Origin of the sequence: Mucilaginibacter sp. RCC_168 (genome assembly GCF_041355315.1) — a bacterium.
Taxonomy (GTDB): domain Bacteria; phylum Bacteroidota; class Bacteroidia; order Sphingobacteriales; family Sphingobacteriaceae; genus Mucilaginibacter.
Genome location: NZ_JBFUPN010000016.1, coordinates 115,343 through 128,784 on the forward strand (window position 1 = coordinate 115,343; position 13,442 = coordinate 128,784).

Genomic DNA, 13,442 nt, shown 5'->3' on the forward strand with positions numbered 1-13,442 from the left:
TGTCATATAAATTAATTCAATCATTAAAACAATGTCAAAGACAATTTTTATAACCGGAGCTTCCCGTGGATTTGGAAAACTTTGGGCCGAAGCATTTTTAAAACGTGGTGATAAAGTAGTAGCCACCGCACGCAACCTGGACACCCTGGCCGATCTGGTAAGTACTTATGGCGATGCCATATTACCTTTACAGCTTGATGTAAATAACCGTGAAGCCGACTTTGCAGCTATTGAGCAGGCAAAACAACATTTCGGAACTATCGATGTACTGATCAACAATGCCGGTTACGGCCTGTTTGGTACTATTGAAGAAACCAGCGAGCAGGAAGCCCGTGAGCAGATAGAAACTAATGTATTTGGCCTATTATGGCTTACCCAGGCTGTATTGCCGGTGATGCGCGCGCAAGGCCATGGCCACATTATACAAGTGTCAAGCGTGTTGGGTATAGCTACCTTACCTGTTTTAGGTTTATACAATGCCTCTAAATTTGCGGTAGAGGGCTTGAGCGAAACCCTGGCAACCGAGGTTGGCGGTTTTGGCATCAAAGTGTCTTTAATTGAACCAAACGGCTTTGCGACCGACTGGGCAGGTGCCTCGGCTACTCATACCCAGGTTTTACCGGAATATGAGGGTGTAAGGGCGGCCTTCCAGGCAGGGTTAACAGATACAGACGCATTTGGTGTGCCAGAAGCTACGTCAGAAGCGGTGCTTAAACTGGTAGACAGCGCTAACCCGCCATTGCGCCTGTTCCTGGGTAAAGTAGCTTTGCCATGGGTAAAACAGGTTTATGAACAACGCCTGGCATCGTGGGAAGAATGGCAGCCTGTAGCAGCTGCCGCACATGGAAAATAAGCGTTGTTAATTTTACTTTAACTCAACTAAATAACCTGGCATAATTCATACTTTTATTAGTGTGAATTATGCTTTAATTATTTCTGCTCATGAAACATTATAAAAGCCTGGCCCAGTTAAGTCACGACAACGGTTTTCCGCCCCCGGAAAACCCTTTACTTGGCCTGGTGCATTGCGACAAATCCTGCCATGTTGTGGAACAGGAGTTTACCAGTGATTTTTATCTGATCGGATTTAAAAAGCTGATATCGGGTATGTTTTTATATGGCCGTACCAAATACGATCATGATAATGGCTCCATGTCGTTTGTGAAACCAAGGCAGGTCATTGAGTTCAAAAACATGAAATTTGAGGAAAAAGGTTTCCTGATCCTGATTCATGAAGACTTTTTAAACGGTCATCCGCTGCATACCGAGATCAAAAAGTATGGTTATTTTGAATATGAAACCAACGAGGCACTGCACCTTTCGCCAAAGGAAGAACAGATCATCTGGGGTTTGTTCAATGAAATTGAAACTGAATACAACAACAACCAGGATGAGTACAGCCGTGATATTATCCTTGGGCATATCGAATCTATCCTGAAATATTCGCAGCGTTTTTATAAAAGGCAATTCATTAACCGCATTACCGTAGCCGGCAAAGTGGCTTCTAAATTCAATGAGGCGCTTTCGGTATATTTCGAAAAAGGCTATTTACTGGAAAAGGGCCTGCCTACTGTTAAATCAATGGCTGCTGAACTTAACCTGTCACCCAGTTACCTGAGCGATCTGCTGAAACAGGAAACCGGCAAAACGGCCATGGAGCTGATACACATTTACCTCATATCCGAAGCCAAAAACCTGCTCAAAGGATCGGACAATAACATTGCCGAAACTGCTTACACGCTGGGCTTTGATAACCTACCCTATTTTTCGCGTTTGTTTAAAAAAGAAGTGGGCATTAGTCCTGTTCAGTTCAGAAAACAGATCATGAATTAGTTTATCATAGCCAGAGTTAGCCTGATAATATCGTCAAAAACGGTTTTTTCACTGGTTGATTTGGCGGTTACCTGCATGCCTTTTACCGTATTGGAGATAGCCCGGGCAACTGCCCTGCCGTCTTGCGTATGGGCGATCTCCCCGTTATCCTGGCCTTTTTTAACAATCCGGTAAAAAATATCTTCCACCTGCTGGTCGTTCCGGCAAATCATTTGTTTCACCACCGCATCATGTGGTGCAATCTCCACTTCGGCATTCACCATGAAACAGCCTTTGCGGCTGCTATCACCCAATAATTCATCGGTAATAAACTCCAATATCTGTTTAATGGTTTCTTTGGCTGGCAGGTTATTCTCAACAATCTGGATTATTTTACCTGAGGATGTACATTGATAACTTTCCAGGGCCTTGATGAACAGTGTATGTTTATCGCCATAAGTATCGTACAAGCTTGACCGGCTAATGCCCAGCCCATCCACAAGGTCCTGCATAGACGTACCATTGTACCCCTTTAACCAAAAAAGGTCAATAGCCTTGTTCAGCACCTCATTTTCATCAAACTCTTTAGTCCTTGCCATAATTGCGAATAGCTTTGCCTAATAATTAAGCAAAGCTATTAAAAAGCTATTAACTTGAACGCCAGGAATCAAGAAACAAGAGTCAAGAATCAAGAAAAAACTTGCTTTACCTTGAAAAAGCTCTTCAGAAAATGATTCTTGACTCTTGATTCTAATATCTTGACTCTAAGCCTTACCGTACACCGCCACCGGCCAGCAGGGTTTCGCCGGTTAACCAGCGAGACTCTTCCGAAGCCAGGAATACGGCAACCAGCGCAATATCTTCCGGCTGCCCGATACGGCCCAGTGGCGCTGTACGTTCTGTTTCAGCTTGGAAATCGCTGCCGATGAAGCCTGCGGTATGTGTACCTTCGGTTTCTACCATACCGGGGTTGATAGAGTTTACACGGATCTTTTTAGGACCCAGTTCTTTTGAAAGCACGTGGGTAATAGCATCAACCGCGCCTTTGGTGGCTGTGTAAATAGAGCTGCCAACCGGGGCGATATTACTCACCACCGAACCAATGTTGATGATACTGCCACCATCGGCATTAAAGCTTTTCAATGCGCCCTGTGTGGTCAATAATAAACCCAGCACATTGGTGTCAAACTGATTGTGAAAATCTTCGGCACTAATTTCTTCAATGGCGCCAAATTTGTAGACCCCGGCATTGTTCACCAGGATATCAACCGCGCCAAAAGCTTTGGTAGTTTCTTCAAACAAACGGCTGATGTCGTCTGCTTTTGAAACATCACCCTGAACGGCTATGGCTTTACCGCCATTACTCACAATTTCTTCTACCACTTTATCGGCACCTGCTTTTGCCGAAGCGTAATTAACTACTACAGATGCTCCTGCTGCTGCCAGGCTTTTGGCAATACCGGCACCAATACCTTTTGATGCTCCGGTAATTACCGCTACTTTATTTTCTAATTTTTTCATTTTAGGGATGATTAATTTTTCTTATTTGGAATAATCGTTCCGCAAATGTATAACATAACGGAACAAACGTTCCGTTTTAATTGCAATATTATGCTGTCATGACAAATGAAAAAAACTGATATCAGAAAAGATCTTTCGCCAACAGGTTTTTTAGCTTATGATTATTGGCTCCTTACTTCCTTTAAAAAAGATTCCCGATCGCTCATTTCCTCATCATATCTTTTGCCTATAAGAGCATCGGGGCTATAAGCAGGATCCGGGTAGGCGAGTGTGTTAAAACTCAAAACTAACTGGCATGGGATGTCAGCCAAATATTAAACGACAGTTTTTTCATGGCTTCCAGTGGGTAAGCATAATCTTTGGTGATATTGAGTAGGCTTTATAATAAGATCTAATTACTCTTGAGTATCTTAAATACGCTCCTGCTTATCCTTTGCAAAATAGTGGCATCCTGTGTAATGATCTCGGCATCAGCCATCATACCTTGTTTAAGGTGGATCGGTTTTCTCATATCCGATGCGCTTCTTACCTTAAAATCAACCTTGGAAACAAAAACACTGTCTTTATACGGAACATCCGCAATGTAACTGATCTTGCCCCTGATCATACCATATTCTTCAAATGGATAGCTTTTCAATTTTACCAGGACTTCCTGCCCTTCTTTAACTTTACCCATATTATCCTGGGGGATAGCCATTTGACCAAAAAATGCTTCGTTACCCGGGTTTATAGCAAAAACTTCCTGACCGGCAGTGAGTACCTGGTTTTCCTGAACAATACCGGCATAAGAAAGCTTGCCCGATTGGGCTGCTGTTAAAATATACTTGCTTTTCCAATCCTCGGCCTGGCTTATCAGGCTGTTGAGTGCCTGCAGAAATTTGGCCTTTTCTTCCCTGATCTGGTTATCCAGCTCCAATATATCCTTTTGTTTGGCAGCATAATTATTATTCGCAGTGATCAGGGCTGATTCGGTTTGTACCAGGGGTTCTTTCTGGGCCAGGTATTTGCTTTCCTGTTGCCTCAGTTCTGCCGGGGTTTCTACCTTTTCTTTTTCCAGCTTTTTATGCATTTGATAATCATCATCGGCTATGGCAAAATTGCGTTGCTGGATCTGTTTTTGCTGATTAAGCTGCTGTGCCTGTTTGGTAAGATCCATTAGGTCGTTTTGCAAAAACGCTCGCTTCTTTAAATAAAAGCCATCATTAACAGCCGATTTATAATTCAAATATTCCTGGTAAAAAGTTTGATAGGCTGATTGCAGTTCGCCTAACTGAATGTTATCAGATTCCGGAAAAAGCAGCGGACTAACCGGCTTATTTTGTAACACCTGGCTTTGCAATCCTTTTAAATTTGCTGCCAAACGCCAGATCTTATCATGATCGCCGGTGCTTTCCATATAGGCTAATGCCTGCCCGGCAACAACGTTGGTATTTTCCTTCACCAGTAGTTTGATCAGTTTACCCGGCACTTTAGAAACTACCGGCTTAGGAGAGTTTGGCGACTCTATTTTTAGTTGCGTTTTAACAATATCGGGATATTTTACCATTGCCGACAGGGATACGATCAGCACGAGGATACCAAAAAACAAGGTGATACCCCAGCGCAGTATCCACGAGGGTACTGTGGTAATAATATCCTGCATATCGTCTGTATGCCGCTCTTGTCCGTTATTAATATATGTTACCGGCATTTTATCCTATGATTTTTTGTCTGAACCCGAATTAAACGAATCTAAGAATTAACAGAATCCTATCATTTGCATATCTGAAACAACGAAGTTAATTTGCACATTTGAAATTTGCATATCTGCACATCTAATCTCATGCTCCCAATTCCAGTTGATTTTTAACTAACTTATAATAATCGCCTTTTAGCGCGGTTAGCTCATGATGTGTTCCCTGTTCAATAATGCGCCCTTTATCCAGTACGATGATATTATCGGCATTGCTCACGGTACTTAACCGGTGCGCTACAATAACCACCGTACGCCCTTCAAAAAACTCATCCAGGTTATCCATGATCACTCTTTCATTATTGGCATCCAAAGCGTTGGTGGCCTCATCAAAAAATATATAATGCGGATCTTTGTAAACAGCACGCGCAATCAGCATCCGCTGGCGCTGGCCCTGGCTAATGCCGTTTCCTTCGGCACCAATCTTGGTATTCAGGCCCAAAGGCAGTCCGTCAATAAAATCCTGAATATTGGCTATTTTTATAGCATGCCTTAATTTAGCCTTATCCGGATAATCATCGCCTACGGCAATATTACGCTCTATAGTATCAGAAAAAATAAATCCATCCTGCATAACAACGCCGCAACCGCTGCGCCATGTTTTAAAGCCAATATTACCTATTTGCTGCCCGCCAACTTTAATATCTCCTTTTTGAGGCTCATAAAAGCGTAAAAGCAGTTTTAATATGGTTGTTTTCCCGCTGCCGCTCATGCCTACTATGGCTGTGGTTTTACCCTGGGGAATAACCATATCTATATTTTCCAGCACCGGCTCATTCCCTGCACCCGGATAACGGAAAGTAAGGTTATTGATGGATAAACTTTTGTTTTCAGGCAGGCTGTGGCTCCATTCCTTATCTACAGGTTCTTCATCATCCATCTGGTGAATTTCATTCAACCGTTCCAGGCTGATCTTGGCATCCTGAAAACCTTGAATAAAACCTAATAACTGTTCAATCGGGCTGCTTAACTGGCCAACAATGTACTGCACGGCAACCATGGCGCCCAGGGTTAAGTTTCCGGTGATTACGGCCTGCGCACTTAAAAAGGTGATCAATATATTTTTACCCTCATTAATAAACGTTGCCCCGCCTTGCTGATATTGATTAAGGGCCAGCGTTTTTACACTGAACTTAAATAGCCGGGCCTGGATATGCTCCCATTCCCAGCGTTTTTGCTGCTCACAGTTATTGAGTTTAATTTCCTGCATACCGTTTATCAGCTGCACAATGCTGCTTTGGTTTTTGGCTGAAATTTCAAAACTTTTGTAATTAAGCGCCCTGCGCCGTTTTAAAAAGATCACGATCCATGCGGTATAAATAACGCTGCTAACAGCAAATACAAAAAATATAGTTGCATTGTAATAAGCAAGCACTATCGAAAAAACCAGTAAGTTAAACATGGAAAACAAGGTGCTTAACGTAGAACCTGTCAAAAAACTTTCAATCCTTTTTTGGTCGCTCATGCGCTGAAGGATATCACCGGTCATTTTGGTATCAAAAAAACTCATGGGCAGTTTCATCAGCTTGATCAAAAAATCGGTCAGGATAGAAACATTAACCCGGGTACTGATATGCAGCAGGATCCATGAGCGTATAAAATCAACGCTGACACGGCCTATAATAAGTGCCGTTTGCGCAAACAGGATGATATAAATAAAATTAAGGTTACGGGTATTGATACCAATATCAACAATTGACTGCGTTAAGAAAGGGGTAATGAGCTGCAATAAACTACCAATACCCAAACCAAATAACAGCTGAATAACCAACTTACGATAAGTAATAAGATATCGCAACAGAAACGACCACCGAACTTCGTTGCCTTTCTCGTCCTCCTGCTCATAAAATTGAGGAGTGGGTGAAAGTAAAAGTGCAATGCCCTCCATGCTTTCGGTATCACTTTCCCAATTGCGCTTAAAATCTTCTTCACTAAGCGTTATCAATCCGGCGGCCGGATCGGCCAGGTAATATTTGTGGTTTTTTATCTTGTATAATACCACAAAGTGGTTTTGCCGCCAGTGCAGGATACACGGCAGCTCGGCCTCTTTTAACTGGGCCGTATTTAGTTTAACACCTATTGACCGAAAGCCGATTTTTTCGGCAGCATCGCTGATACCCAGTAAGGAAACACCTTCTTTATTGATTTCGCAAAGCCGCCTTAGGGTTTGTACTGTAAAATTACGACCATAATATTTTGCCACCATTCGCAAACAAGTAGGGCCGCAATCCATTTGATCAGGTTGCTTATAGAAAGGAAAGGCCATTAATCTTGGGGTTATTATTTTGTATTATTTTTTTATATGAAGATAAAGATAAATGTAATATCTAAGGTAAGTGAGGGAAATATATCATTATTTCTGTATCAATTTTTTAAAGCTGCCGGTTAACCCCGAGCTATTTATGGCCAATCTGTATAACACAACTGGGTTACAGGATAATTTGTAGATTTATGTACGTTTACCAAATCAGTAAATCGCCCAATATCAACGATGATAGACACTACCCATATTTTAAACTACACAGTTCATTGGATAGCTAAATCCAACTCGGAATTTATTGGAGAGCTATTTTTCGTTGTTAGGAATAGTTCCGGCGGAAGTATAAATACGCCCGTTGGATATTTAATTGGTTTTATAGATCCAGGGGACGATTATTACAGTGCTCACTGGAAAGTATTAATGATAATTAGAGATGCAGTCAGGTATAATGTGAAGAATAAAAGCACTTCTATTTTTGCCAAGAGCGCCTATGCTAATAAACTCAAATATTATGTTGATAAATTGAAAGAATTTAATCAAGAAATAATTAGGATAGATCCCAACCTTCCTAACGCAATACAAGAAAAATTAACGCAATCCGGGATCTGTAGTTCCCCCCTTGAAATACAAATAATAACAGGAAAAGATAAATGTGTTTTTTCAAATATTGAGTTTGATTTTGATTAACAAAAAAAATGATTGCATTAAAAAAAATGATTGCATTAATTGATGAAAAGCTACTCACGATAAAGCAGTTTCCAATCAAAAACTATTTTAGTGTAATTAAATTAAACATATTATCCAGATCCGTTCTGTTATTTTCTTATTTCGTAACATAGTTCAACCATGCCGGTTTTGTATGCTGTTACGTTTTTCAGGTGCAATGTCTGTTCTTTTCCTATCCGGTCAAAAAACGGTATCCCGTCGCCTAAAATAACAGGCAAAATTGACTGTCGTATTTCATCAGCTAAACTTAAACAAATGAAATCTTTAGCAAGCTCCGCGCCGCCTACAAGCCAAACATTCTTGTAATATGGTTTTAGCCGTTCATCTACAAAATGGTTTAGATCGCCAGCATAAAATTCGATATTAGGCCTGTCAACCGGCAGTTTCCTGTGCGTTAAAACTATAGTCGGCACATCCCCGTAAACCCATCCATATGATTTTGAAAGTTCCAGCGCGTGTTCATATGTCCGTGCACCCATTATATAACAGTCTATTGTTTTAAGAAACTCCTTAGCATCCTGTTCGGTAATATGAACTCCTTTCTCGTAGCTGTCGGGTGTTTCAAACCAGGAAATACTATTGTCTTTTTTGGCAATATAGCCGTCGAGACTCGAAACCATATGTATGGTTATTTTAAATATGTCTGTCGCCATCTGGGAATATTATTTGCGGATATACATTGTGACAATTTGTTAAATATGTTAAAGCCCAAGGCTAAATACAGATTAAAGTGTTAAATTAGGGCAAAATTTAAACGCTCTAACGTAACTGAATGACTGAATAAATACCCACATAATTTTTTATTAATAAATTATTTATTCAGTTGGCATTTATTTTTTGGAATCCGCTTATTCGATTGGCTTCCGCTGTGTGGGCGATAATCCCATCGCAAAGCGTTTACAAACTTAAGAAACTAAGTTTTTTATACTTTATTTTTATTTCGCTAAGCGCATCAGCACAACAAAGCAATACCATAGTGACACAGGTAAGCGGGCGTATTACCGACGCCGTATCCGGAGCACCACTTCCATTTATCCGTATTAGTTTTACCGGCAGTTCTTACAGCACTGCTTCTGATAATCATGGCAATTACTTATTAAGCGCTCCCGGTTCTTTTAGCCAGGTAACCTTTTCGTCAATGGGATATATGCCAGAAACCAGGAAAATTAATCCAGGGCAGCTCAATAACGTATCCATTAAACTCAGGTACGCCGAAAACCAGCTCAAAGAAGTTAAAATAACATCGGGCAAAAAAGGCAGGTACCGCAATAAAGGCAACCCCGCGGTTGAACTTATTCAACAGGTTATTGACCATAAGGAAAGAAACCGGATGCAAAGCTCAAACTACCTGCAATATGATTTGTATGAGCGTATCGGGCTTTCAGTTTTCAACCTTTCCAATAAATTCCTGAACGGGCGGTTTTTCAGCAAGTACAAGTTTATGCTGGATACAACTTCAAAAGTAAACGGGCATACGCAAACCACGCTACCCGTTTTTTTCAGCGAAAAATTGTTTCAAAACTATTATCGCAAGGAGCCTTCAAAGTCTATCCAGATCCTCAACGCTCAAAAGCAAACCAACATCATTAAGTTTATAGATACCGCGGGGCTCGATATTTATGTCAACCGTCTCTACGGCAATAGTATCGATATCTATTCCAATAATATCTTTATTATCAACCGGCAGTTCCTGAGCCCGATCGCCAACCACGCCCCAGACTTTTATAAGTTTTTCATCACCGATACCATTAAAACAACCGCCGAAAAATTAATAGAGATCAGTTTTACCCCACGCAACAAGGGCGACCTTTTGTTTGAAGGCAAATTATATGTGACGATGGATGGAAATTATGCTGTCAAATCGTGCGAGTTGAATGTAAATAAAGAGATCAATATCAATTTTATGCGCAGCCTCAAGGTCCGGCAGGATTTTAATAAGCAGGATTCGGGCCGCTATTTCCTGGTAAAAAGCAATGTTAAAGCTGACTTTGGCCTTTTAAAGAATAAAGGGATAGGAATATTAGGTGAACGCACTGCCGTATTTTCCAATTATAAATTAAACGCCCCTCAGCCCGACGCTTTTTATGAGGGTAAAAGCGAGCAGGTTGCAGCAAATTCATACCAAACCGATACCAGTTATTGGGCTCACCATCGCCCGGATACGCTAAGCCATCAGCAGGCTACAGTATACGCGCATATTACCCGGTTGGAGAAGATGCCTTCATTTAAAAGAGCCACCTGGATCGCCTCGGCATTAACCGGGGGCTATGCCAATATCGGACCGGTGCAGTTAGGGCCTCTTGGTTCTACTTTTGCTTATGACTCACAGGAGGGCGCCCGGCTGCAGCTGGGCGGAAGGACAACGCCCCAATTTAACAAGACCATTTACCTGGAAGATCACATTGCCTATGGCTTTAAGGATAAACAGGTAAAATATAACCTTAACACTTATTTTTCGCTAAACAAGGTATCTCCTTTCCGGTATCCCCGCGACTATTTTAAGTTAAGCTACCGGTATGATGCCGACCTTCCGGGGCAAAGCCTCACCGTTATTCCGGAACAGGCCGCACTCACATCATTCAGTACAGGTAAAACAGATTACTGGCTATACAACAAAACTTATACGGCTGCTTACGTAAGGGACTTTGAAAATCATTTTTCCTTTAACATTGCCCTTAGAAACTGGAACCAGCAACCAGCAGGCACGTTGGAATTCATATCAAATAACGCTGACAATCATACCATACATAACTTAACTACCAGCACGGTTGAGCTGAACCTAAGATATGCGCCGCATGAGCAAATAATACAAGGTACAGAAGTACGGCATACCATCCATAGCCGATATCCGATCCTGAACCTGCAGTTTAGCCACGCGTTTAAAGATGTACTTAACAGCTCATATACCTATAATAATATTACCGCCAATATTTACAAACGCTTTTACCTTTCCCAGTTGGGCTACTCGGATATTACTTTATTGGGTGGAGTTACCACAGGGAAAGTACCGTTCCCCCTGTTGAGCATTCTGCGGGCCAACCAATCCATAGCCTATGATCCCGATGCGTATAACAAAATGAACTACCTGGAATTTGTTAGTGATCATTATATAGGCATCAACTTTACACATAGCTTTAGTGGGTTTATCCTTAATAAGATCCCACTGATCAGGCATTTGAAATGGAGAGAATATCTTTCTTTTAAAGTATTATATGGTGGTTTACGTAATGAAAACAACCCTTTGTTTTCAAAAGACCTGTATCAATTCCCGGTAGCTTCAAACGGATCAAACGGCACCTTTGCCTTAGGCGATACACCGTATGTTGAAGGAGGTGTTGGTATCGGAAATATTTTTAAATTTTTAAGAATAGATGTGATCAAAAGGTTCAATTATCTCGATCATCCCGCGGTTTCGCCCTATGGTGTAAAACTTAGCTTTGATCCGCATCTTTAAATTAGTTTGATAATTTGTTATGCCTATTCTATTAATTGAAAGCCAATATTTAACGGCTGATGGGATCGCCTTCAACATACCACCTTTTGAGTATTAAAAAAACAAAGGCAACCGGATCCTTATGCCCGGTTGCCTTAAAAGTTCTTACGCTATCCTGCCCCTACTCGTCCTTCGGTTCCCAAAGTTCAATAATGTTGCCTTCCGGATCCAGCACATGAACAAATTTGCCATAGTCATACTCGGCAATTTCATCAACAATGGTCACGTTTTCTTTTTTTAGCTCGTCAACCAGCGCCACCAGATTTTCTACACGGTAGTTGATCATAAAAGGCTTTTCAGACGGATTGAAATATTTGGTATCCTGCGGAAATGTGCACCAGGATGTTGATCCTTTTTTTTCCGGATCATCATCTTCCCTCCACTCAAACGTTGTTCCATACTCGCTTTGGGGCAATCCTAAATTTTTGGCATACCAGTCATTCATTGCTTTCGGGTCATTGCACTTAAAAAATACGCCACCCAGGCCGGTTACTTTTTTCATATTTAATCAGTTCCTTGTTAGGTTTTAAATCTTAGTCAAAATTATATTATCTAAAAAACCCTATGGTCATACTTTAGGGTGAATTTTAAAAAAGAGGCTCTAATACCTTGTTGTTCAGAAATAACATTCTAAAAATACAGCGATTTAATTTGATATAAGAATAAAAGAATCATTGATAAATGGCTGATTACCTTTCTGATACTGGCACACTCAGGTCCATATTTCCGGACAGCGGGGTTAAGCGCAAGGCTTGTGTTGCAGAGGGGAGTATGTTTCGGCGAACATATCAATGGTTAGATTTACTTTATGGGTTTATCAAACAAAGGAACGGTGAACTGGCTATCTGCATCTGTTTCACTTGTATTGGCATAAGGCGAAAATGTTTTGACCGATAACTCATTATTCTTAACGGAGAATTTATACAGACGCATTAAACCATTACCACCGTTTGGCCGGTTTTGATAATCGTTAAGGAAAGTTTTAATGGTATGTCCGTTGAAAGTTTCGGTACGATAACCTTCGCCATTGTCGCCTACGTGCCCGCATAGCATCATAAACAGGTTTGGATTACCCTTAAGGCTTTCGTAAATGGCTTTACCCTGCGCGTTAAAAGGGGCCTGTGGTGTATTGGAACCGGTTACCGGATTAAAATGTAAAATGGAATGGCTCACCACAATTGCCTTCCGGGTTGCATATTTAGCTAAGATCTGGTTGGCCCAGCTGTACATACCTGCCTGGTCTTCGTTAAAGACATCAAATTCCAGGAACAGCACCATAAAATCAACACCGCCAGCGGTGAACAGATCATAGTGGCTATCGTTATTACTGCCGTAATGACCACCATAATAAGAGCGGCCCTCAAAATGCTTCACCCCAAAATATTGATTATAGCCGTTGGTAGTGCCCTTAACCGGGTATTGCGACGGAAACTGGTCATGGTTACCAACAGCCAAACCGTAAGGGATGCTTACTGGATTTTCCAGGCCGTAAAGCGCGGTTTTGGCCAGATACCATTCGCTTTTTGCCGTAACCGGGTTATCGCCATGCTCTGTAATATCGCCCATGTGCGCTACATAAGCGATGTTTTCCTTAACCTGGTTCTTTTTTATCCAATCAATCTGGGCCTTGAACATATCAAAGGTTCCGCCAAGCTGGGCCTGGGCCAGGTAATATTGGGTATCGGGCAGTACCGCGATGCAAAAATCACCCGGTTTAACCACCGCGTCGGGACCTGGAGTATTTAAAACCGTATCTGCCAGGGGTAAATTGCTTTCGGCACTTGCATGATAATTCAGTAATAACAGGCCAAGGCAAGCCCCGGCTATAAATGTTTTTCTGTAATTCGGCATTATATTTTTTGTTTAAAGATTAATAATATCCCCTCCTGCCTTACGTG

The 13,442-nt window shown here is 41.4% G+C and carries 11 protein-coding genes; 4 read left to right on the forward strand and 7 right to left on the reverse strand.

Features of this window, described 5'->3' with window-relative positions; genetic code table 11:
* Positions 1 to 31: 31 nt before the first annotated feature.
* Entirely contained in the window at positions 32 to 853 is an 822-nt protein-coding gene (locus AB6735_RS16590) for an SDR family oxidoreductase (RefSeq protein WP_370996966.1), read from the forward strand.
* 89 nt (positions 854 to 942) lie between these two features.
* Complete coding sequence (locus AB6735_RS16595; protein WP_370996967.1) at positions 943 to 1,833, forward strand: helix-turn-helix domain-containing protein; 891 nt, start codon at positions 943 to 945, stop codon at positions 1,831 to 1,833.
* Here AB6735_RS16595 and AB6735_RS16600 read toward each other — a convergent pair.
* From AB6735_RS16600 to AB6735_RS16615, 4 genes are all read right to left on the reverse strand, one after another.
* Positions 1,830 to 2,411, reverse strand: coding sequence for a TetR/AcrR family transcriptional regulator (locus AB6735_RS16600; RefSeq protein WP_370996968.1), 582 nt, complete (start codon positions 2,409 to 2,411; stop codon positions 1,830 to 1,832). The two genes, AB6735_RS16595 and AB6735_RS16600, sit on opposite strands and share 4 nt — an antisense overlap.
* Positions 2,412 to 2,583: 172 nt before the next feature.
* The gene (locus tag AB6735_RS16605) at positions 2,584 to 3,333 is read right to left on the reverse strand and encodes an SDR family NAD(P)-dependent oxidoreductase (RefSeq protein ID WP_370996969.1); all 750 of its coding nucleotides are present in this window, start codon (positions 3,331 to 3,333) and stop codon (positions 2,584 to 2,586) included.
* Between the two features lie 391 nt (positions 3,334 to 3,724).
* The gene (locus AB6735_RS16610; protein ID WP_370996970.1) at positions 3,725 to 5,023 is read right to left on the reverse strand and encodes an HlyD family secretion protein; all 1,299 of its coding nucleotides are present in this window, start codon (positions 5,021 to 5,023) and stop codon (positions 3,725 to 3,727) included.
* A 130-nt stretch (positions 5,024 to 5,153) separates the two neighbouring features.
* On the reverse strand, positions 5,154 to 7,331 hold the full coding sequence (locus AB6735_RS16615) for a peptidase domain-containing ABC transporter (protein WP_370996971.1): 2,178 nt from the start codon (positions 7,329 to 7,331) through the stop codon (positions 5,154 to 5,156).
* Between the two features lie 225 nt (positions 7,332 to 7,556).
* Between AB6735_RS16615 and AB6735_RS16620 the strand changes: the two genes are divergently transcribed.
* Positions 7,557 to 8,012, forward strand: coding sequence for a hypothetical protein (locus AB6735_RS16620; protein ID WP_370996972.1), 456 nt, complete (start codon positions 7,557 to 7,559; stop codon positions 8,010 to 8,012).
* A gap of 128 nt (positions 8,013 to 8,140) precedes the next feature.
* Here the strand turns inward: AB6735_RS16620 and AB6735_RS16625 are convergent, their stop codons facing one another.
* Entirely contained in the window at positions 8,141 to 8,671 is a 531-nt protein-coding gene (locus tag AB6735_RS16625; RefSeq protein WP_370996973.1) for a dihydrofolate reductase family protein, read from the reverse strand.
* A 203-nt stretch (positions 8,672 to 8,874) separates the two neighbouring features.
* Between AB6735_RS16625 and AB6735_RS16630 the strand changes: the two genes are divergently transcribed.
* A complete protein-coding gene (locus AB6735_RS16630; protein ID WP_370996975.1) occupies positions 8,875 to 11,505 on the forward strand; it encodes a DUF5686 family protein in 2,631 nt (876 codons plus the stop codon).
* A 160-nt stretch (positions 11,506 to 11,665) separates the two neighbouring features.
* Here the strand turns inward: AB6735_RS16630 and AB6735_RS16635 are convergent, their stop codons facing one another.
* Entirely contained in the window at positions 11,666 to 12,046 is a 381-nt protein-coding gene (locus AB6735_RS16635; RefSeq protein WP_370996976.1) for a VOC family protein, read from the reverse strand.
* Positions 12,047 to 12,345: 299 nt separating this feature from the next.
* Entirely contained in the window at positions 12,346 to 13,395 is a 1,050-nt protein-coding gene (locus AB6735_RS16640) for a metallophosphoesterase (protein ID WP_370996977.1), read from the reverse strand.
* Positions 13,396 to 13,442: the final 47 nt, after the last annotated feature.

Bases quoted from the DNA above. Each gene is read 5' to 3' on its own strand.
- AB6735_RS16590 (WP_370996966.1), top strand. From the start codon at position 32: ATGTCAAAGACAATTTTTATAACCGGAGCTTCCCGTGGATTTGGAAAA.
- AB6735_RS16595 (WP_370996967.1), top strand. From the start codon at position 943: ATGAAACATTATAAAAGCCTGGCCCAGTTAAGTCACGACAACGGTTTT.
- AB6735_RS16600 (WP_370996968.1), bottom strand. From the start codon at position 2,411: ATGGCAAGGACTAAAGAGTTTGATGAAAATGAGGTGCTGAACAAGGCT.
- AB6735_RS16605 (WP_370996969.1), bottom strand. From the start codon at position 3,333: ATGAAAAAATTAGAAAATAAAGTAGCGGTAATTACCGGAGCATCAAAA.
- AB6735_RS16610 (WP_370996970.1), bottom strand. From the start codon at position 5,023: ATGCCGGTAACATATATTAATAACGGACAAGAGCGGCATACAGACGAT.
- AB6735_RS16615 (WP_370996971.1), bottom strand. From the start codon at position 7,331: ATGGCCTTTCCTTTCTATAAGCAACCTGATCAAATGGATTGCGGCCCT.
- AB6735_RS16620 (WP_370996972.1), top strand. From the start codon at position 7,557: ATGATAGACACTACCCATATTTTAAACTACACAGTTCATTGGATAGCT.
- AB6735_RS16625 (WP_370996973.1), bottom strand. From the start codon at position 8,671: ATGGTTTCGAGTCTCGACGGCTATATTGCCAAAAAAGACAATAGTATT.
- AB6735_RS16635 (WP_370996976.1), bottom strand. From the start codon at position 12,046: ATGAAAAAAGTAACCGGCCTGGGTGGCGTATTTTTTAAGTGCAATGAC.
- AB6735_RS16640 (WP_370996977.1), bottom strand. From the start codon at position 13,395: ATGCCGAATTACAGAAAAACATTTATAGCCGGGGCTTGCCTTGGCCTG.